Consider the following 23,034-nt stretch of genomic DNA (forward strand, 5'->3'; position numbering starts at 1 on the left):
AATGATTGATGAACATTTTACAGTATAAAAAGCAAAGCAATTTTATTTAAAAGCTTTGCTTTTTATTTAAATTTATGAAAGTATACCATCTATCATTAAATTTACCTTTAGTACATTTACTGTAGTTTCACCAAGTACTCCTAAAAATGGCTTATTAGTACATTTATTTATAATATCATTAACTTGTGATTCAGTCATATTATTATTATCAGCAATTCTTTTAACTTGATACTTGGCAGCGGCTAATGATATTTCAGGATCTAGTCCACTTCCAGAACATGTTACTAAATCAACAGGAACTGCTTGACTTTTATTATATTCATGAGATGATTTTATTTTATCAACTCTTTCTTTTACAAGTTTTTCATATTTATCACTAGAGGGGCTTAAATTAGATGGAGTAGAGTACAATACTTTATTACCATTTTCGTCAGTAAATGTTTTTGTATCTATATTCATTATACGTCCCCACATATGTTTTTCATCTGTATATTGTTGAGCAACTAATTGTGAACCATACTGCTTTCCATCAACTTCAATAATACTGCCATTGGCCTTAGATGGAAAGAATGCTTGAGCAATACCTGTTATAGCCCCTGTATATATAACACCACAAAGTAGGGTGAAAATTATAAAGGATGATACTCCTTTACAAAAAATAGATTTCATTTTAATGCCTCCTTACTAAATTAAACTAGACCAACAGAAGTTAATAACACATCTATTATTTTTATAAAAATAAATGGAGTTATTACGCCACCAAGTCCATATACCAATAAATTTCTAGATAGCAATTTGCCAGCAGATACCTCACGATATTTAACACCTTTTAATGCCAGTGGAATCAAAGCAATGATTATTAAAGCATTGTATATTATTGCTGACAAAACAGCACTTTGCGGACTGTAAAGGTTCATAATATTCAACGCAGAAAGTTGAGGGTACAAGCCTAAAAATAGGGCGGGTATTATGGCAAAATATTTTGCCAGGTCATTTGCTATAGAAAAAGTAGTTAGACTACCTCTTGTCATCAAAAGTTGCTTACCAATGCGAACTATATCTATAAGTTTTGTAGGTGATGAATCTAAGTCAACCATATTTCCAGCTTCTTTTGCAGCCTGTGTACCTGAGTTCATAGCAACAGCAACATCAGCCTGAGCAAGAGCTGGAGCATCATTTGTTCCATCACCAGTCATAGCAACTAGATGACCTTTTCTTTGGTATTCTCTGATTAATTCTAGTTTTCCTTCTGGTGTAGCCTCTGCAAGAAAATCATCAACTCCAGCTTCAGCAGATATGGCAGCTGCAGTAAGAGGGTTATCTCCAGTTATCATTATGGTTTTAATACCCATTTTTCTTAAATCAGCAAACTTTTCTTTTACGCCTTTTTTTATAATATCTTTTAAATGTATTACCCCAAGTATTTTATGATTTTTAGCAACTATTAATGGAGTACCACCTTGGTTAGATATTTTTCTTACAACTTCATCGCATTCATCGCTATATATACCACCAAATTGAGAGACATAGTCTTTTATTGCATCTACAGCACCTTTACGAATTTCGTCTCCATTATAATCAACTCCACTCATACGAGTTTTAGCAGAGAAGGAAATGAAATTAATATCTTTATCATTTAGATTTCTTCCTCTTATATTAAATTGCTCTTTAGCAAGAATTACTATGCTTCTACCTTCTGGAGTTTCGTCAGCTAAAGATGATAATTGTGCAGCATCAGCTAAATCTTTAGGATAATTACCATCTACAGGAATAAATTCACTGGCTTGACGATTACCAAGTGTTATAGTACCTGTTTTATCAAGCATTAATGTATCCACATCGCCAGCAGCCTCTATGGCACGACCGCTCATTGCAAGTACATTTGCAGAGTTTAGCCTGCTCATACCGGCTATACCGATGGAAGAAAGTAGAGCGCCTATTGTTGTAGGAGCTAAACAAACAAGCAAAGCTACTAATGTAGTTATAGATGTTGGATTATTCATTCCTTCTTGATTTGCAACAAAATCAGAGTAAGTATAAAGTGACATAGTAACCAAAATAAATATTATTGAAAGAGCTACAAGAAATATTTCAAGGGCTATCTCATTAGGTGTTTTTTTCCTTGAGGCACCTTCAACCATGGCAATCATTTTGTCAAGAAAGCTTTCTCCTGCTTCGTTAGAGACTTTTATTATTATCCAGTCGGAAATTACTGTAGTTCCTCCTGTAACAGCACTTCTATCTCCGCCAGCCTCGCGTATAACTGGTGCAGATTCACCAGTTATAGCACTTTCATCTACAGAAGCAGCGCCTTCAATTACTTCACCATCAGCAGGTACTTGATGATTAGCCTTAACAATTACTAAATCACCTTTTTTTAAAGTAGCAGATGCAACTACAGTTACATTATCTTTTTCAGTTAAAGATAGAATTTTATATGCATTTACGTCCTGTTTGCTTGCTCTTAAAGTATCTGCTTGAGCTTTACCTCTACCTTCAGCTATGGCTTCTGCAAAATTTGCAAATATTACTGTAAACCAAAGAATTATTGCTATGGACAATGTGTACCCAGGTGAAGCATCCTTAATACCAAATAATGATGCTATCCAAAGCAAACTAGTTAATATGGCAGATATATAAACCAATAACATTACAGGATTTTCCTTTTGTGTTTTTGGATTTAATTTTGTAAATGAATCTTTTATAGCCCTTTTAATCATATTTTTATCTGAAAAAGCAGTCTTTGTGTTATTGTTCAATTAAGGTCACCTCCTATAAGATTGAGCTGAAATATTCAGCGATTGGTCCTAATGATAATGCTGGGAAAAAGCTAAGGGCACCAATTAATAAAATAATCATAATTAATAAAAATACAAACATGGCATTTGTAGTTGATAACGTACCTGCTGTAGTAGCAATTTTTTTCTTTTGAGCTAAGCTACCAGCAATAGCCATAATGCCTATCATTGGAATAAATCTAGCAAATAACATGCAAAACCCTAAAGTAAGATTTAAAAATACTGTATTCGCACCAAAACCAGCAAAAGCAGATCCATTATTTCCACCCACTGATGAATATGCATAAAGTATTTCAGAAAAACCATGGGCTCCGGCATTGTTTAGACTATCTGTAATACCAGGCCAAACAGCTGCAATACCACTACCAATTAATATAGCAATAGGAGTAGCAAGGCAGGTAAGAACTGACCACTTCATTTCGTAAGGTTCAATTTTTTTACCTAAAAATTCAGGCGTTCTACCAACCATAAGTCCTGCTATAAATACAGTTAATATGGCAAAAGCTAGCATTCCATACAATCCACATCCAACACCACCGAAGATTACTTCACCAAGTTGCATTAGTAACATGGTTACCATTCCACCCAGAGGAGTATAACTATCATGCATAGAATTTACAGAACCATTGGAAGCAGCTGTAGTAAATGTAGCCCATGTAGATGAAGCAGCAATACCAAAACGAGATTCTTTACCTTCCATATTTCCGCCAGACTGTTCTATAGTAGTCATATCAATACCACTTTGTGAAAGTTGAGGAGTAGCATTTTGTTCACATACAGCTAGTGCTCCAAGGGCTATTACAAGAACTATAAACATAGCCATAAAAATTGCAATACCTTGCTTTTTGTTTTTTACATTTCTACCAAATGTAAAGCATAAAGATGCAGGTATAAGTAAAATTGAAATCATTTCTAGTAAATTAGAAATTATTGTTGGGTTTTCTAAAGGGTGAGCAGAGTTCACTCCATAAAAACCACCACCATTAGTACCGGTTTGCTTTATTGCCACTTGACTAGCAGCAGGGCCAAGAGGAATAATTTCTTTATCTATAACTTGTGCATTGTTAACTACTTTTCCATTAACAGAAACTGTATTAGTTTTTAAGTCAATTTTTGCATTTTCAATAATATTACCATCATTGTCAACAGCAATAGGTTCAACTAATTGAACAGTTTCAGCAGACTTAAAGTTTTGAACAACACCTTGAGATAAAAGTCCAACAGAAATAACTATATTCAGAGGGATTAAAATATAAAGTATTATTCTAGTCATATCAACCCAATAGCTACCAAGTCCTTTTGAATTAACCTTTGTAAATCCGCGAATTAGAGCAAATAATACAGATATGCCTGTTGCAGCTGAAACAAAGTTTTGCACTGTAAGTCCAAGGGCTTGAGTCAGATAACTTAAAGTAGATTCACCACTATAGGCTTGCCAGTTAGTATTTGTTATGAAACTTATAGCTGTATTTAAAGATAAATCCCATGGAACACCAGGTAGCTTTTGAGGGTTACCAATTAAATGACCTTGTAATAGCTGAAGAAGAAATAAAAATATTAAACCTATTACATTAAAGGTTAAAACAGAATAGATATATTTTTTCCAGTTCATTTCTTCATTACTTTTAACTTTCATTAATTTATAAATAAATTTTTCACATGGATATAAAAGTTTTGATAAGAATATTTTTTCTCCATTCATTACTTTACCTATATATGAACCAAGTGGTATGGCAAGCACTATAAGAATTACTAAATAAATTAAATATTGCAAAATTGTGTATGTCATTGTTTATCTCCTCCCATAAGAATTACAAAATAGTAAATTAATAAAATTATCGCAACTAGACCAATTGTCCAAATTAGTATTTGCATTTCTTATACCTCCTTTTTTTTATAATTCAATTATAAGAATTGAGGTTTAAAAAATGTATTAAGACTTATAGGAGTAGTATTAAAATAGTATTAAGATTTATAAGATATGAAATGTTTTTGAAAAATATAATACTGTAATTGCTTAAAAATATGCACAAAAAAACCAGAGCTAGAAAAACTCTGGTTTTATAATAAATAATTAAAGTAATATTTATTTTATAACAATTAAATCTTTAGTTACGTTGTTTAATACTTCACAACCATCTTCAGTTATTAATACTAAGTCTTCTATTCTAACTCCAACTTCACCTGGTAAATAAACACCTGGCTCAACTGAGAATATCATACCTGGTTTTAATATAGCTTCATTTACAGAAGATACATCACCGAACTCATGGCATTCCATTCCTATAGAGTGACCAGTTCTATGAGTAAAGTATTCTCCGTAACCTTTTTCAGTTATGTAGTCACGACAAGCATTATCTACATCGCAGAATCTATTTCCTGGTTTACAAGCAGCTATACCTCTTAAGTTAGCTTCTTTAACTACTTCGTATACTTCTCTTCCTTTTTCAGAAACTTCACCTAAAAATACTGTTCTAGTCATGTCAGAGCAGTATCCATCTTTTACACAACCTAAGTCAAGAACAACTGAATCACCTAACTTACCTTTAGAGTTGTCTGATTCGTGGTGAGGGTCAGCAGCATTAGCACCATATCCTATTATTGGATCAAAAGAGTGACCTGATGCTCCACCTTCAAGATACATTTCTAGAATTTTGTCTGCCATTTCTAATTCAGTGTAACCTTCTTTAACAAGAGGCATTAATCTTTCTATAACGCTATCATTTAATTTTGAAGCTTCTCTCATTAATTCTTGTTCTTTTTCATCTTTAATTTGACGAATGTTATCTATTATGAATGATCCATCAATAAATTTAGTGGCATTTAATTTGCTCATTAAAGGTAATAAGAACTTAGCTGGCCAAACTTTATCTATACCAACTATAGTATTTTCTCTCATGCAGTTTGCTAACATTCCTACATAATCGTCAATATCATCAAAGTAAACTATTTCAGCTCCTTCAATTGGAGTAGACTGTGGGAATAATTTACCTATGAAAAATTTATGATTGCCTTCAACATCAAGATAAAGAGCAAGCATTCTTTCGCCACAATTTAACATACGGCCTGTTAAATAACATATAGAAGCTGGATCAGCTACTATTAATTGAGGAACATTGTTTTCCTTCATTGATGTAATAATTCTTTGTAATTTCATTTGATCCATTAATAAATCCCCCTATTGTAAAGTACAAATTAATTAATCTAAAAATTCATATATTTAAATTAACTAAGATTATTGTAGTATTCATGTCTAATAAAGTCAATATTAGTCACTGAAAACATGAAAAAATAAAACATTTAAAGTCTGTTAAATTATTAATAAATTAATAATTTATTATTGGTGTGTAGTTATGAGAAGTAATGTGACAAAAAAATGTAAATTTATATAAAAAAAAAATAATATGTAGTGTAATTATTCTAAGATTATATTATAATTACAAATGACAAGACATGTTAAATGCAAATATATATTTCAAATAAAATAATTATATTCAAATGTATGTGACTTGTAGACAACATAATATCAAATGTTTTACGAAATATTATATTTAGGGGTGGATAGTTATGAGTATAGCAAGTAGAGTATCTGCACTTAGAAAAATAATGGAAGACAGAAATATTGATGCTTACATTATTCCTTCTGCAGACAATCATCAAAGTGAATATGTTGGGGAACACTTTAAATCTAGACAATTTATTTCAGGCTTTAAAGGTTCAGCAGGAACTGTAGTAGTAACTAAAGAAAAAGCTGGACTATGGACTGATGGAAGATATTTTATTCAAGCGGAAAAAGAGTTGGCAGGAAGTGGTATAGACCTATTCAAAATGGGAGAAGAAGGAGTACCAACTGTTAATGAGTTTGTTATAGAAAATATAAACACAGGTGGAAAATTAGGTTTTGACGGAAGATTAATAGCAGCCGGTGATGGATTAGAACTTAAAGAAGAATTAGAAAAGAAAAACGTTATCATTAAATATGACGAAGATCTTATTGATTGCATTTGGGAAAATAGACCTGCTTTATCAGAAGAAAAGGCTTTCGTATTAGATGTGAAATATGCTGGAGAAAGCTTTCAATCAAAAATAAATAGAATAAGAAATGTAATGAGAGAAAATGGTGCAACAACTCATGTAGTAACAACTTTAGATGAGGTAGCATGGATATTTAATATAAGAGGAAATGATGTAAGTTATACACCAGTAGTGTTAGCTTATGCAGCTATAACTCTTGATAAAGCTTATTTATTTATTAATGACAATAAACTTGATGATTCTGTTAAATTAGAATTTAATGAATCTAATATAGAAATAAAACCATATAATGATGTTTATGATTTTATAAAAGAATTAGATGAAAAAGAAATTATAATGCTAGACCCAGAGAGAGTAAACTACTCTTTATATAATAATATTTCAGAAAATATTAAAAAAGTAGAAATAGAAAATCCTGCAGTTTTAATGAAAGCAATGAAAAATAAAACTGAATTAAAAAATATAGAAAATGCATATATAAAAGATGGTGTAGCTTGTACTAAATTTATGTACTGGTTAAAAACTAATGTAGGTAAAATTGAAATTAGTGAACTTAGCGCATCAGAAAAATTATTACAACTTAGAAAAGAACAAGAAGGATTTGTTGATTTAAGTTTTGAAACTATAGCAGGTTATAAAGAACATGCTGCCATGATGCATTATGCAGCTACTGAAGAAAGCGATTACAAAATAAAAGCAGAGCATATGTTCTTAGTAGATTCTGGAGGTCATTACTTAGAAGGAACTACAGATATAACAAGAACATATATATTGGGAGAAATATCTGAGGAATTGAAAACTCATTATACTGCAGTAGCAAGGGGTATGATAAATTTATCTCAGGCTAAGTTCCTACACGGGTGTAGAGGATATAACTTAGATATACTTGCAAGAGGCCCAATGTGGGATATGGGAATTGACTATAAATGTGGAACAGGACATGGTGTTGGATATATGTTAAGCGTACATGAAGGACCAGCTGGATTCAGATGGTATATTGTACCTGCAAAACATGAGACGACTCCTTTTGAAGAAGGAATGGTTATAACAAATGAACCAGGAATTTATATGGAAGGTTCTCATGGAATTCGTATAGAAAATCAACTAGTTGTTAAAAAGCTAGAGAAAAATATAAATGGACAATTCATGGCATTTGATGCAATAACTATGTGTCCAATAGATTTAGATGGAATTAATCCAAGCTTAATGACTGAAAGAGAAAAATCATATTTAAATGATTATCATAAAAATGTATATGAAACAATCAGTCCTTATTTAAATGAAGAAGAAAGAAACTGGTTAAAAGAATATACAAGAGCAATATAGTATTTAAAATTAAAAACAGAATAGTTATAGAAGTTTGAAATAAGCTTAAGGAGTTTGAAATTATCAAAGATATCTATCAATATATTTTTGATAATTATCATAAAACTGTGTACAGACAATCAGACATATTTATTAACAGCTTTGGAAATGACTGATATGAAAGATACACAAAAATACATTAAATGGGGGACAACATGGAAAACACAGTTAAATCAAAAAAGAGACCTTTAGCTTTCTATTTATGCTCAGGTGCTTTTTCATTTGAAAGATCAGCATACTATGGAAGTAAGGGAATATTGTTATTATTTATTGCAGCAAGCGTTGCAACAGGCGGTTTAGGACTTACATCAGATCAAGCAGCTTTAGCAGTAGCTAACTTAGTTGCATTTACTTACTTAGCACCAATATTTGGTGGTATGGTTTGTGATAGATGGTTAGGAGCTAGATATGCTATACCAGTAGGGATGTTAATAATGGGTGCTGGTTATTTTGTAGGGGCTAATGCTACAGATATATCAGGAATTAATATAATGATAGCTTTAGTTGCTTTAGGTACAGGTTTATTTAAAGGTAATTTATCTGCATTAACAGGTACTTTATTTGAAGATCAAGATCAACTTGACTCAGCTTTCTCAACACAATATAGTTTCATAAATATAGGTAGTTTCTTTGGAACAACTTTCTTTGGATTTGCTTATATGTATTTATTTAATAAAGGCGATGTTTTAGGATTTACAGCATGCTTTAAATTCTCAGCAGCCATAATGGTAGTTGGAGCAATAATATTTGTTTTAGGATGGAAGCTATTAGGAGAACATGGTAAAAAGCCATTCTTAGCTGGTCAAGAAAAAGATACTAGTAATAAAGATGACAGCAAAGCACCATTAACTGTAATTGAAAAGAAAAGAGTAATGGCTATAGTTTTAGTTTCTACTTTTTCAGTAATATTCTGGTTATTCTGGTATCTTACTTACCTAGCAGTTTATGATTATGGTGGAGCATTTGTTGATATGTCAATTGGTAACTTTGAAGTACCATTATTATGGTTTGACTCAGAAAATGCATTCTTATGTATTGCACTTGGGCCAGTTTTAGGTGCTTTATGGTACAAACTATCTCAAAGACCACAAGGTGACTTATCTTTATTTAAGAAAACAGGTATAGGATTAGCTTTCTTAGGAGTTGCATTCTTAATGTTAGTTGGAGCTGAATTTACAAGAGGAATAGGTGCTCCAGATACAGCAAAAGCTTCTATAATATGGATAATAGCATTTGGATTCTTCTTAAGTTTAGGTGAGATGTGCTTCTCTCCACTTGGAAACTCATTTGTAAGTAAATATGCTCCAAAAAAATACTTAGCAGTATTAATGGGAGTTTGGACTTTTGCTACATTTATAGCTGGTAAAACTCACGGAGCAATATATAACTTTACAAAGCAATTTGATATGATAACAGTTTATACTGCAATACCAGTAATATTATTTGTTTGTGCAGTAGCATTATTTGCACTAGATAAAAACTTAAGCAAATTAGTTGCTGATGATAATGAAAATGGCGCAAATAAAGTAGCTTAATTATCATACAATATCAAAATAAAAATATTATAACTGGGTTCTGAGCTGTTACAGAACCCAGTTTTTTATTAAATTAAAATAAATTTTTAAATAGAAGGAGATTGAAACTATGAGAGCTTATGAAAGAATGTTAAATTATGTAAAAGTATGGACTACTAGTGATAGTAGTAGTGAAAGTGTGCCTTCAACTTCTCGTCAATTCGATTTAGCAAAATTATTAGTAGAAGAATTGAAGGAACTAGGAATAGAAGATGCTCATGTAGATGATAAATGTTATGTTTATGGAACTTTACCTGCAACAAAAGGATATGAAGATAAATCTAAATTAGGATTTATAGCTCACTTAGATACTTCAGAAGATATAAGCGGTCAAAATGTAAAACCTCAGATTATAGAAAATTATGATGGAGAAGATATAGTTCTAGGAGATAGTGGAAGAGTAATAAGAACTTCTGATTTCCCACATTTAAAGAACTTTAAAGGAAGAACTTTAATAACTACTGATGGAACTACTTTACTTGGAGCTGATGATAAAGCTGGTATAGCAGAAATAATGACTGCTATAGAAAGAATCCAAAGTGAAAATATACCTCATGGTAAAATAAGTATAGGATTTAATCCAGATGAAGAGATAGGGACTGGAGCTCATAACTTTGATGTTGAAAAATTTGGTGCTGACTTTGCATATACTTTAGATGGATGGTTAGAAGGACATATAGAATTTGAAAACTTTAATGCTTCTTCTGCTATATTTGAAATAAAAGGTATAAATGTTCATCCAGGAAGTGCAAAAGATATAATGGTAAACTCTCAGTTAATAGGAATGGAAATTAACTCAATGTTACCTACTGAAACTCCAGCTACTACTGAAGGATATGAAGGATTCTATCACTTGATGGAAATTACAGGATCAGTAGAAAATACAAAATTAGTGTACATAGTTAGAGATCATGATGCAGATAAATTTGATGCAAGAAATGAATTCTTAAAAAATATAGAAAAAACTATGAATGAAAAATATGGTGAAGGTGTGGTAACTCTTACTATAAAGCAACAATACAGAAATATGAAAGAAAAAATAGAACCATGCATGCACTTAATAGATAATGCTAAAAAAGCTATAAGGGCAGTTGGAATAGAACCTGAAGTAGGAGCTATACGTGGTGGTACTGATGGAGCACAATTAAGTTTCAAAGGATTACCTTGTCCAAATATAGGGACAGGTGGAGCTGCTTATCATGGTGCTTGTGAACATATAAGTGTAGAAGGAATGGATAAGGTTGTAGACATAGCTGTAGAATTAGTTAAAATATATGCCCAAATGTAATTATATTTAAATAGTTAATTAGAAAAATGGAGGAATGAATATTATAATTTATTCCTCCATTTTTATTATGAATCTTTTTTTATTAACCAGCCATAATATCCATTATTGTTTTTTTCATATTTTAGTATGGCATCAAATTTATTGCCATCCTTACCAGTCATAGATTTTACTTTAGCCTCACCTTTTTTAAGTAAGCTTTTTACCATAGTTTTTGTTGGCTTTTTTTTAAATAATTGTAAATATTTATCATCCTTGAATATGCCATATTTACAATTATTATAATTTGTACAAAAGAATCCTTTTTCACTTTCCATAACATCACCATCGCAAACAGGACATTTTCCTAGAGAAGTATTTTCACTGGATTTAGATGTCTTAGTATCACTTTTTGCAGATTTTTTAGAGGATGAAAGCTTTTTATCACTTACAAACTTTTTAGTTTTTGCATTATAAGTGAAACTTTCTGTAGAGATTTTTTTTGGTCTATCGTATTTAATAAGATTTACATTATTCCAAATAAAACTCATTATATTGTTTAAATATTCTTTTCTAGTAAACTGACCTTTTTGTATATCACTTAAACTTTTTTCTAGTTTACCAGTATAATCCACGTCAAATAATTCCTTAACAGGGAATATTTCTACTAGGTTTTGACCTAAGTCAGTTACAAAATAAGATTTTCCTTTTTTACCTACGTACCCAACTTGACCGATTTTTTTTAGTACATCAGCACGAGTGGCAGAAGTTCCTATGGAATAACCAGATAATACAGCAGTGTCTTCGTCAGATACATTTTTACCACAGTTTTTCATAGCTTTAAGTAAAGTATCCTCAGTATATGCTTTAGGAGGAGTAGTTTGTTTACTTATAGGTTTTACTTCAATAACCTTTACTACTTCATTTTTATCCATCATAGGAAGTAAGTCGTCTTTTTCTTCCTTATTATATACTTCTAAATAACCTTTAACTTTTAACACCTTTCCTTTAGTAAGGAAGATATTTTTATCCACATCAGTTTTAATTTCTGTATTTTCATATTCTGCAGGTGGCATAAAGTTAGCCATAAATCTATCTTTGATAGTATTGTAAACAATAGCTTCATCAGGCGTTAGATTTGTAGGAATTATGTAAGTAGGTGTGATGGCACTATGGCTATCAACTTTTGAAGAGTCAAAAACTCTTTTTGTTTTTGTAAACTTAATTTTACCTTCGTAAGGAAGACCCTTTTTTAATTTTTCTAAAGTTTGAGCAGTTTTATCCACTAAACTTTCTTCCAAATAAATAGAATCAGTTCTTGGATAAGTAATATATCCACCTTTTCCTTTACCTTCATATAAAGACTGACAAACGCTAAGAACTTTATCCGATGTAAAGTTACTATACTTAGAAGTTATAAAACCTTGAAGTGAAGTCAGAGAAAATAATTTAGGAGCATATTCTTTAGAAGTAGTAACTTTTTTATCTGTTATAATACCTTCTTTAGAAGTAATACTATCTATTATTACCTTAGCTTCTTCAGGTGTATCAAATTTACTATTTTTATTTTTAACTAATTTACCTTTATATTCACCGTTTTTACATCTAAAATGTCCTTCTATTTCATAATAAGCTTTTGGAACAAAGTTTCTGATTTCCATGTCTCTATCGTAAACTAGTTTTACAGTAGGAAGTATAACACGTCCTATGTTTAGTAATTTACCATTTCCATATTTAAGAGTGGCTATAGAAGTAAAGTTTATGCCTATTAGCCAGTCTGTGATTAGCCTTGTATAGCCAGCAGCTTGTAAATTTCTCATTTCTTCATCGTCTTTAAGATTTTGAAGACCTTTTGTAATATCTTGAGGAGTCCACTCATTAACTAATATTCTTTTTACAGGCTTCTTATTTTTTGCCATAAGAAAAATTAAAAAAGATATTAGTTCACCTTCTCTATCATTATCAGTTGCATTTATTATATATTCAACATCATTTCTGTTTAACAAGGTCTTAATTACATTGAATTGATCTTTTTTAGAAGCTTCAACTTTAAATTTAAATCTATCTTGAGGAATAAATGGAAAATTATCCATTTTCCATGACCCAGAATACTTATCTTTATCATAATCTTTCATATCATATAGAGATACTAAATGTCCAACTGCATAAGTGACGATATATTCATTTCCTTCAAAATATCCATTGTGCCTAGTTTTTGCACCTAAAAAGGATGCAATAGTTTTAGCAACAGATGGTTTTTCTGCTAAAATAAGTTTCATTTCATACCTCCTTTTGAACATTACAATATTACCACATATATTGGAACTACTCAAGTATTTGCAAATTAAATTCTTATACACTTACATAATATTAGATATTGTAGTAAAATATAAAAGTGCTTTAAAGTAAGATGAAAAATAACAAGTTTAAAAGGAGATAACAACATGGAAAATATAAAAATTCAATATCTTAATGATGAAATAAAAAGATTAGAATACATAGATGGAAAGTCTGATTGGATAGATTTAAGAGCTGCTGAAAAAGTAGAATTAAAAGCAGGAGAATTTAAATTAATACATTTAGGAGTAGCTATGGAGTTACCTGAAGGTTATGAAGCGCATATAGTGCCGAGAAGTAGTACTTTTAAAAACTTTGGAATAATTCAAACTAATCATTGTGGAATCGTAGATAACACATATTGTGGCTCTAATGATTGGTGGTTTATGCCAGCATTTGCTCTTAGAGATACAGTAATAGAAATAAATGATAGAATATGCCAATTTAGAATACAAGAAAATCAACCAAAGATAGTTTTTGATGAAGTTGAAAAGCTTCAAGCAGAAGACAGAGGTGGAATTGGAAGTACAGGGAAACAATAATATATTTACATAATAATAGGTTAACTAAATTATAGTTAGCCTATTATTATGTCCCAAAATTAGTTAATTACTCATGTAAATAATGTAAAAACATTCAAACTTATGGACAAAACCTTACGTTTTTGTAATAATACTAATTGTAATATTTATAATTATTAAGAAAGTTATCTTTAAAAATTGACAATATAGAAATGGCACTGTGAGAGGAGTTGAGTAAATTATAACTATATAAAGGTTATAATATATTTATGAGTATTGATAAAAAATATGTTTTAACAGGATTAGTAGCATCATCAATTATGTTACATACAGGAATGACTACAGCATTTGCAGATACTGAATATAGAGTTATAACAGCAGATGCAGTAAACTTTAGAAGTGGACCATCAACAAGTTATTCATCAATTGGAAAGTTCAATAAAGGTGATAAAGTAGAATATTTAGGTGAAAGCGGTTCCTGGATAAAAGTTAAATATTCTAACAAAACAGGATATGTTTATGGGGAATACGTTGAAAAATATTCGTCTAGTACAACAAAGTATGTAAATACTACATCATTAAACTTTAGAAGTGGTCCATCAACAAGTTACTCAATAATAGGAAAACTATCAAGTGGAACTAAAGTAGAAGTAATATCAACATCAAATGGATGGTCAAAAATAAAATATGATGGTAAAACAGGATATGTATCAAGTAAGTATTTAAGTAGTAGTGCTCCTGAATCAAACAATACAACAACAAAATATGTAAATACTGCAACATTAAATTTTAGAAGTGGACCATCAACAAGCTATTCAGTAATAGGAAAACTATCAAGTGGAGCTAAGGTAGAAGTAATATCAACATCAAATGGATGGTCAAAAATAAAATATGATGGCAAAACAGGATATGTATCAAGTGAGTATTTAAGTAGTAGTGCTCCTGAATCAAACAATACAACAACAAAATATGTAAATACTTCAACATTAAATGTTAGAAGTGGGCCATCAACAAGTTATTCAGTAATAGGAACATTATCAAGTGGGACTAAGATAGGAGTAATATCAACATCAAATGGATGGTCAAAAATAAAATATAATAATAAAACAGGATATGTATCAAGTGAGTATTTAAGTAGTAATGCTCCTGATGATTCTAATTCAACATCTTCATCAGTAAGTAAGGTTATATCAATGGCTAAAACTTTACTTGGAAAGCCTTATGTATGGGGAGCGCAAGGACCTAGTAGCTTTGATTGTTCAGGGTATACTTACTATGTATTTAAAAATGCAACAAATATAAGTTTACCAAGAGTCTCAAAGGATCAAAGTAAATATGGAACTTATGTAAGTAAAAGTAATTTAAAAGCTGGAGACTTAATATTTTTTGATACAAGTGGATCAAATAATGGTAATGTTAGCCATGTTGGAATATATTTAGGAAATAATGAATTTATACATGCATCATCAAGTAAAGGAAAAGTTGTAATTTCTCAAATGAGTTCTTATTATAACGGAGCTTTTGTAAATGCTAGAAGAGTATTATAAAAAAACACCTCTATTTTTAGAGGTGTTTTTTGCTTTAATGAATTTTTTATTATATTTAAACAAACACAAATTATTATAAATCTGCATATATTTACAATAATAGAGTTTTTTCTATTAAAATTATCAGTAGGAGTTGATAATCTTATAATATTAAATTGTAAGAGAAAACATGAGTGCAAGTGTAAATAATAAAATAAAAATAGTTAATGTGGACAATTTAAATTTTAGAAAGGGACCCTCTACTAATCATAAAATAATACAATCTCTTCCTAAAAATACTCAGGTTGAAGTAGTGCCACAGTCAGATGGATGGACTTTAGTTAGGTACAAAGATACTCTTGGATTTGTATCCAGTAAGTATTTAAGTGACAAAACAGCACAAGTTGTAGAAAAGGTTAAAAAGTATGTTAATGTAAGTGTATTGAATTTTAGAAGTGGGCCTTCAACAAAATCTTCTATTATAGGCACCATATCGAAGGAAAGGGAAGTAGAAGTCATATCAACATCAGATGGATGGTCAAAAATAAAATACAATGGAAAAGAAGGATATGTGGCAAGTAATTATTTAAGCAATAAAATATCAGATATTAATGAAATTACTATTTCAGTAAGTGCAGAGAAGATAATTAAATATGCTAAAACTTTAATTGGTAAAAAGTATGTTTGGGCAGATGAAGGTCCTGAAACTTTTGATTGTTCTGGATTCATTTGGTATGTATATAAAAACGTAGCAAAAATATATTTACCACGTTCATCAAAAGAGCAAGGAGCGTATGGAAAATATATTAATAAAAAAGATTTACAAGTTGGAGATTTAGTGTTTTTTGATACTGTAGGAGCTATGGATAATGTTATTTCTCATGCAGGAATTTATGCAGGAAATAATGAATTCATACATGCATCTTCCAGCCAGGGTAAAGTAGTAATTTCTCAATTGAATAGTGATTATTACTCAAAAGCTTTCGTTAATGGAAGAAGAGTATTAAAATAATTAAGACCGCCTCTTTAAAGAGGCGGTTTTAAAATTATTAAGACTTTATAATTTACATATTTATACAAAAAACAAATATGCTATAATTTCAACATAGGGGATAAAAATTGTAAGGGGGGAGACAAATGGATAACTATGAATTGGCAAAGTCATATGAAGAAAGTTTATCTTTGTATGACAAAAAGGTGAATGGTATTTATTATACACCCAAAATAATTGTTAGCTATATATTACAAGAAGTATTTAAAAATCATAATATAATTAAAAATCCAGAGCCTAAGATTTTAGATTTATCTTGTGGATGTGGGAACTTTTTAATAGAAGCATATAATATGATATATAAATTGATAAAAAATAACATAGATGAAATAAATGAAGCGTACGGTGAAAACTATATCAATAATATAAGTGATCATATTATAAATAAATGTATTTATGGAGTAGATATAGATAAAGATGCCATAAATATTTTAAAAGAAACCTTAAATAAAAAAAAATCATATAATCACAATGAAGAAAATCAATCAACAATAGACAACATAAGTTGTGAAGACGCTCTAAAAAAAAATTATAATATGAAATTTGATTATATTATAGGAAACCCACCGTATATAGGACATAAGATGCTAGATAAGGAATACAAAAAATTTTTATTAAGGGAATATAAAGATGTTTATAAAGATAAAGCTGATATGTATTTTTGTTTTTATAAAAAAGCTTTAGATTTAATAAGTGATGAGGGGAAAATAGGAATTATTACACCGAGATACTTTTTAGAAAGTCCATCTGGCAAACTTCTTAGAGATTACCTTAGGAGTAATTGTGACATAAAAAAAATTATAGATTTAAAGAATGTTAATATATTTAAAAATTTAGGGATAGCACCTCTTATAGCAATTTTGGAGAAAAAAACTAACTACAATATATTAGCTACATATAAAATAAGAGATAACACAAATATTGAAAATATAAAAGACTTAAAAATATTGTTAAATAGTGAAAAATGTGAAAAAATAAGTATTAATCAAGTAGATTTAAGGAATAATTGGATAATACTTAATTATGAAGACAAAATGCTTTATGAAAGAATAGTTCAAAAAAGTAAATATAATTTAGAAGATATTTGTATAAGTTTTCAAGGGATAATAACTGGTTGTGATAAAGCCTTTATATTAAATATTGAAGATGAAAGAATAGAACATATTGACAAAAAGCTCTTAAAGTCATGGATAAAAAATAGAAATGTAAATCAATATATAATAGAACAAAGTAATCAAAAGTTAATTTATGCAAATGATATTGAGGAAATTCAAGACTATCCTTATATAGAAGAAAATTGTTTTAAACCGTATAGGGGAAAATTGGAAGACAGAAGGGAATGTATTAAGAAAGTTAGAAAATGGTATGAACTTCAATGGGGAAGAGAAAAAAGTTTATTTGAAAGAAAAAAAATAATGTATCCATACAAGAGCTCTAACAACAAATTTGCCATAGATAATAATAACAATTTTAGTAGCGCAGACGTATACTCTTTTTATATTAAAAAAGAATATGAAAACGTATTTTCTTATGAATATATAGTGGGAATATTAAACAGTGAAATCTATGATAGATATTTTAAAATGATAGGTAAAGGTATGGGAAACAAATTATACGATTATTATCCAAATAAAGTAATGAAATTAAAAATATTTAAAGATGAGAATTATAGTCAAATAGAGGACATTAGTAAAAAAATAATTTCAATAAAAAAAGAAGTTGAATCAATTAAAAATAACGAAAAGTTGCAAGGTAAAAAAAATGCCATTAATAAGGAAATTAATTACCTTGAAAATGAAAGCCATTTCCTGCAAAATAAAGTTAACGAATTAATTAATAAATCACTTAACTTATAGCAATTTTACTCTAAACAATTCATATAATAAAATAATGAATTATTTGGGGGTGAGATAAGTGATAAATATGAATATAAATGAAGAAGAAAAGAAAGTTTGTATTGATGTAAGTGGTTTTATAAGTAAAAGAGAAGCAAATAATTTTTTAAATACTTATAAGCAAACTATGAAAAATAAAAAATCATCATCATATAAACTAGTAGTTTCTCCATCTTTTTTCGAATGCGAAGATGAAGATGATATCAGAACAGTATGTATGGCTTTCTTAAAAACAGGATATAAGAAAATTTATCTTGTTGATGAAGCAAATTATATAATGAGCAACTTATCACTAAAACCGATTGAAAAGAAATTATTTTTAAAGTCAGTAAAGGTTGTAAACACTAAAGGGGCTATAAAATAACATGAAAAAAATATGGAGAATGTATTATTATATATATATTCTCCATGAAAAGTTAGGTGATAAAATGAAAAAAGGTCTTGTGTTAGAAGGTGGGGGAACAAAAGGCGCTTATCAAATAGGCGCATATAGAGCATTAACAGATTTAGGAATGCAATTTACTGGAATAGCAGGAACTTCTATAGGGGCATTAAATGGAGCCCTTATTGTTCAGGGAGATTTCGATGCTATGGAAGATATTTGGGTAAACTATGATTATAAAAGCTTTATGAATATAGATGAGGACACTTATGAAAGATATAAAAATCTTGAAATGAAGGTGAAAAGCTTTCACGATGTTGTAGAACTAATGAATAATGCTAGAAAAAATCAAGGAATAGATATAAGCCCACTTAGAAAATTACTAGAAGAAAAAATTGATGAAGATAAAATTAGAAAATCTAAAATTGATTTTGGTATAACTACAGCATATTGGGACGGAAAGATATTTCCAAAACTTCTATATACAGAGGACATACCAGAAGGAAGGTTGATAGATTATTTAATAGCTAGCTCATCACTACCAATATTTCAATTGGACAAGCTAGATGATAAACTTTATCTAGATGGAATGTTTTCAGACAATATACCAATTAATATGTTGGCACAAAAAGGATATGATGATATAGTAGTAATTAGATTAGTGGATGATTTTCTTGGTAAAATGATAATAAACCGATATCAAGATTTGAATTTAAAAGTTATAGTACCCTCTCAATATTTGGGAGGTTCTCTTAATAAAGATAAGGATCATATTGAGTCAAATATAAAGCTTGGATATCTGGATACTATGAAAGCTTATAAAAGATATGATGGTGTTAATTATTTCTTCAATCTTGACTGTAAATATAATGAGGATTATTGTTTTAATAAAATATGTAATTTGAGTAAGGATACTATAAATGATTTATGCTATTTATTAAATATAAAAAAGGATATAAATCGTAGAACACTAATGGAAAATGTTATACCTAAAATCATAGAGGTTTTAGATATTGACAAAAACTCTTCTTACAAAGATATTTTTTACAGTATATATGAAAGAAAGCTTGAGGAAAATAATATAAATAGGGTTGAACTTTATGATTTTAATAAAGTTATCCAAATTTGTAATAAACAAATGAATGATGACAAGTTACTTGTTACTCACTCAACTAGTAAATTAGCAAAAATAATCACTAATTTGATTATTTATGATTTTAATAAACAAAAATAAGCTAATTATTTAATTAAATTTTTTAATTTGCCTGGAGGTTGTAAAATGGAAAAAGTAGTAATAATCAAAAACGAAACAGGTTTACATGCAAGACCAGCTGGTATGTTTGTAAAAAAAGCATCAGAATTCACTTCAACAGTTGAAGTAAAATGCAAAGGTAAAGTAGTAAACGCTAAATCAATAATGGGAATAATGAGTTTAGGACTTGGAAAAGGTGAAGAAGTAACTATATGTGCAGCTGGTGCAGATGAAGAAGCAGCAGTTAATGCATTAGTTGAACTAGTAGAATCTGGATTTGGTGAATAATCCAATATAAACCTGGGTATAAATTACCCAGGTTTTAATGTAATAATATCTTTAGGAGGAATAGCAACATGTTAAAGGGTATAGGAGCATCTCCAGGTATTGTTTTGGGGAAGGCATTAGTAGTTGAAGATACGCAGTTAGTAGTAGAAAGAAAAACAATAACTGATTGTGAAGCAGAAGTAGTAAAATTAAGAACTGCTGTTGAAGTTTCAAAAGAAGAACTAACAAAAGTAAAGGAAAAGGCTTTAGCTGAACTTGGTGAGCATGAGGCTGAAATATTTGAAGCACATTTATTAGTGTTAGAAGATCCAGAATTAGTTGAATCTGCTGTTAGTAAAATAAATGATGAAAAAGTTAATGCAGACTTTGCATTAAATGAAATAAAAGAAATGTTCGTAGGTATGTTTGAATCTATGGATAATGAATATATGAGAGAAAGAGCTGCTGATATAAAGGATGTAACAAATAGAGTTCTTAGACACATATTAGGTGTCAAAGTTGTAGACTTAGCTGACTTAGCTGAGGAAGTAGTATTAGTTGCTCATGATTTAACACCATCTGATACAGCAACAATGGATAAGAAAAAAGTTTTAGGATTCTTAACAGATATAGGTGGAAGAACTTCTCATACTGCTATAATGTCTAGAACTTTAGAAATAGCTGCTATAGTTGGTTTAAGTCATGCTACTAAAGAAATAAAAGATGGTGATTTTGTAGCATTTAATGGAGACACTGGTGAAGTAATAATAAATCCAGATGAAGAAACTATAGCTAAATATACAAAATTAAAAACTGATTTTGAAGAATATAAAAAAGCATTAGACTTATTAAAAGGTAAGGCTTCAATAACTACTGACAAAAGACATGTGGAACTTGCAGGTAACATAGGTACTCCAGGTGACGTAGAAGGCCTTATAAAAAATGATGCTGAAGGTGTAGGACTTTATAGAACAGAATTCTTATACATGGACAGAAGTGATTTTCCAAGTGAAGAAGAGCAATACAATGCTTACAAAGCAGTACTTGAAGGAATGGCAGGAAAACCAATAGTTATAAGAACATTAGATATAGGTGGAGATAAGAAATTAGACTACCTTCCAATGGACGAAGAAATGAATCCATTTTTAGGATATAGAGCCATAAGACTTTGTCTAGATAGAAAAGAAATATTTGTAACTCAACTTAGGGCTTTATATAGAGCAAGTGTGCATGGAAAATTAAGAATAATGTTCCCAATGATATCATCATTAGAAGAACTATTACAAGCTAAAGAAGTTTGTGAAGAAGTTAAAGCACAGTTAAAAACTGAAGGGATAGCTTATTCTGAAGAAGTAGAAGTTGGTATGATGATAGAAGTTCCATCTGCTGCAGTAATATCAGATGTACTTGCTAAGCATGTTGATTTCTTCTCAATAGGAACTAATGACTTAATACAATATACTTGTGCTGTTGATAGAATGAACCAAAAAATAAGTTACTTGTACAATCAATTTAATCCGGCTGTACTTAGACTTATAAAAATGGTTATAGATAATGCACACAAAGAAGGCAAATGGGCTGGAATGTGTGGAGAGTCTGCAGGAGATCAATTAATGATACCAATATTACTTGGATTTGGGTTAGATGAATTTTCAATGAGTCCAATATCAATATTACCTGCTAGAAAATTAATAAATTCATTAAGCTTTGAAGACATGAAAAAGTTCTCAGAGGAAGTATTATCTCTTGGAACTGCAGAAGAAATAAAAGCTTATGTAGAAAAAACTTTTAGTAAATAACTAACTTAAATAATAGAAAAAAGCTATCTTGTATAAGATAGCTTTTTACATATTGAAAAATTATAAATTTGGAGGATATATGCAGATTTTAGAAAATAATAATTTAATAATAGAAACTAAAAGTAATGGAGCAGAATTAACGAGGATATATTCTAAGAAATACAAAAAAGAAATTCTATGGAATGGAGATAAAAAATATTGGAAGAGACAATCTCCAATACTATTTCCTATTGTAGGAAAATTAAAGGAAGATAAAACTTTAATAGAAGGTGAAATATATAATATAAATAAACATGGATTTGCTAGAGATATGGATTTTGATTTGATCAATAAGGATGAAAATACTATAACCTACAAGTTAACATCTAATGAAAAAACAATAAAAATATACCCATATAATTTTAATCTCTTCATCTCATATAAAATAGTAGAGGAAAAAGTTAAGATTACTTGGAATGTGCAAAATATTGATTCTCAAGATATATATTTTTCTATAGGAGGCCATCCAGCATTTAATATTTCCTCACCAGAAAACTTATGGGAGTACTATATTGAATTTAAGTGCAGAAAAAATGTACAAAAAATTAATTTAGAAGGTCCTTATTATAGTGAAATAGATGAAGTGAACTCTTTATCTACACTGAAATTAAATCCTGGTTTATTTGAAAATGATGCAATCATTTATACTAATATAGATGAAATTTCATTAAAGTCTACAAAAGAAGAATTCTACATTAATGTGAACTTTAAAGATTTCCCATTAGTTGGAATATGGACTCCCTATTATAAAGATAAAAATAGTACAGCACCATTTATTTCAATAGAGCCTTGGTATGGAATAGCAGATGGTATTGATTCTAACAAGATATATAAAAATAAAAAATATATTAATAAGTTAAATACTGGAGATAGTTTTGAAGTAAGTTATTATATTGAAGTTAAATAAAAAGTGATAAATTAAATTATAT

At 29.5% G+C, this 23,034-nt stretch carries 17 protein-coding genes; 12 read left to right on the forward strand and 5 right to left on the reverse strand.

Annotation, left to right across the window (positions count from 1 at the left end; all coding sequences use genetic code 11):
- Positions 1-72: 72 nt before the first annotated feature.
- The 4 genes from kdpC to JW646_RS13270 all read right to left on the reverse strand — a co-directional run bounded on the left by kdpC (position 73) and on the right by JW646_RS13270 (position 5,964).
- Positions 73-669 (reverse strand): potassium-transporting ATPase subunit KdpC, encoded by a 597-nt coding sequence (gene kdpC / locus JW646_RS13255; RefSeq protein ID WP_228415417.1) that lies wholly within the window; start codon positions 667-669, stop codon positions 73-75.
- Positions 670-689: 20 nt separating this feature from the next.
- The gene (kdpB, locus tag JW646_RS13260; protein ID WP_228415418.1) at positions 690-2,759 is read right to left on the reverse strand and encodes a potassium-transporting ATPase subunit KdpB; all 2,070 of its coding nucleotides are present in this window, start codon (positions 2,757-2,759) and stop codon (positions 690-692) included.
- Between the two features lie 13 nt (positions 2,760-2,772).
- On the reverse strand, positions 2,773-4,587 hold the full coding sequence (gene kdpA, locus JW646_RS13265) for a potassium-transporting ATPase subunit KdpA (protein WP_228415419.1): 1,815 nt from the start codon (positions 4,585-4,587) through the stop codon (positions 2,773-2,775).
- 297 nt (positions 4,588-4,884) lie between these two features.
- Complete coding sequence (locus JW646_RS13270) at positions 4,885-5,964, reverse strand: M24 family metallopeptidase (RefSeq protein ID WP_074914887.1); 1,080 nt, start codon at positions 5,962-5,964, stop codon at positions 4,885-4,887.
- 401 nt (positions 5,965-6,365) lie between these two features.
- Here JW646_RS13270 and JW646_RS13275 point away from each other — a divergent pair, with 401 nt between their 5' ends.
- The 3 genes from JW646_RS13275 to pepT all read left to right on the forward strand — a co-directional run bounded on the left by JW646_RS13275 (position 6,366) and on the right by pepT (position 11,060).
- On the forward strand, positions 6,366-8,159 hold the full coding sequence (locus JW646_RS13275; protein ID WP_074914889.1) for an aminopeptidase P family protein: 1,794 nt from the start codon (positions 6,366-6,368) through the stop codon (positions 8,157-8,159).
- Positions 8,160-8,353: 194 nt separating this feature from the next.
- Complete coding sequence (locus JW646_RS13280; protein WP_074914890.1) at positions 8,354-9,733, forward strand: peptide MFS transporter; 1,380 nt, start codon at positions 8,354-8,356, stop codon at positions 9,731-9,733.
- Between the two features lie 109 nt (positions 9,734-9,842).
- Positions 9,843-11,060: a peptidase T gene (gene pepT, locus JW646_RS13285; RefSeq protein WP_228415420.1), complete on the forward strand. Its 1,218-nt coding sequence runs from the start codon at positions 9,843-9,845 to the stop codon at positions 11,058-11,060.
- Positions 11,061-11,125: 65 nt separating this feature from the next.
- Here pepT and JW646_RS13290 read toward each other — a convergent pair whose 3' ends face one another.
- Positions 11,126-13,315, reverse strand: coding sequence for a type IA DNA topoisomerase (locus JW646_RS13290; protein WP_228415421.1), 2,190 nt, complete (start codon positions 13,313-13,315; stop codon positions 11,126-11,128).
- 165 nt (positions 13,316-13,480) lie between these two features.
- On the opposite strand from JW646_RS13290, the gene JW646_RS13295 reads away from it, so the two are divergent.
- From JW646_RS13295 to JW646_RS13335, 9 genes are all read left to right on the forward strand, one after another.
- Positions 13,481-13,915, forward strand: a complete 435-nt coding sequence (locus tag JW646_RS13295; protein WP_074914895.1) for a dUTP diphosphatase — start codon at positions 13,481-13,483, stop codon at positions 13,913-13,915.
- Positions 13,916-14,163: 248 nt separating this feature from the next.
- The gene (locus JW646_RS13300) at positions 14,164-15,441 is read left to right on the forward strand and encodes a C40 family peptidase (RefSeq protein ID WP_148556128.1); all 1,278 of its coding nucleotides are present in this window, start codon (positions 14,164-14,166) and stop codon (positions 15,439-15,441) included.
- Positions 15,442-15,610: 169 nt separating this feature from the next.
- The gene (locus JW646_RS13305) at positions 15,611-16,432 is read left to right on the forward strand and encodes a C40 family peptidase (RefSeq protein WP_148556129.1); all 822 of its coding nucleotides are present in this window, start codon (positions 15,611-15,613) and stop codon (positions 16,430-16,432) included.
- A 125-nt stretch (positions 16,433-16,557) separates the two neighbouring features.
- Positions 16,558-18,327, forward strand: coding sequence for an Eco57I restriction-modification methylase domain-containing protein (locus JW646_RS13310; protein WP_187359171.1), 1,770 nt, complete (start codon positions 16,558-16,560; stop codon positions 18,325-18,327).
- 58 nt (positions 18,328-18,385) lie between these two features.
- Positions 18,386-18,730: a hypothetical protein gene (locus JW646_RS13315; RefSeq protein WP_228415422.1), complete on the forward strand. Its 345-nt coding sequence runs from the start codon at positions 18,386-18,388 to the stop codon at positions 18,728-18,730.
- A 1-nt stretch (position 18,731) separates the two neighbouring features.
- Complete coding sequence (locus JW646_RS13320; RefSeq protein ID WP_148556130.1) at positions 18,732-19,982, forward strand: patatin-like phospholipase family protein; 1,251 nt, start codon at positions 18,732-18,734, stop codon at positions 19,980-19,982.
- Positions 19,983-20,027: 45 nt separating this feature from the next.
- Positions 20,028-20,288 (forward strand): HPr family phosphocarrier protein, encoded by a 261-nt coding sequence (locus tag JW646_RS13325; protein WP_074914905.1) that lies wholly within the window; start codon positions 20,028-20,030, stop codon positions 20,286-20,288.
- A 68-nt stretch (positions 20,289-20,356) separates the two neighbouring features.
- Positions 20,357-22,066 (forward strand): phosphoenolpyruvate--protein phosphotransferase, encoded by a 1,710-nt coding sequence (ptsP, locus tag JW646_RS13330; protein ID WP_148556131.1) that lies wholly within the window; start codon positions 20,357-20,359, stop codon positions 22,064-22,066.
- Positions 22,067-22,145: 79 nt separating this feature from the next.
- Entirely contained in the window at positions 22,146-23,012 is an 867-nt protein-coding gene (locus tag JW646_RS13335; protein ID WP_228415423.1) for an aldose 1-epimerase family protein, read from the forward strand.
- Positions 23,013-23,034: the final 22 nt, after the last annotated feature.

This window comes from Terrisporobacter hibernicus (genome assembly GCF_020809405.1).
GTDB lineage: Bacteria > Bacillota > Clostridia > Peptostreptococcales > Peptostreptococcaceae > Terrisporobacter > Terrisporobacter petrolearius.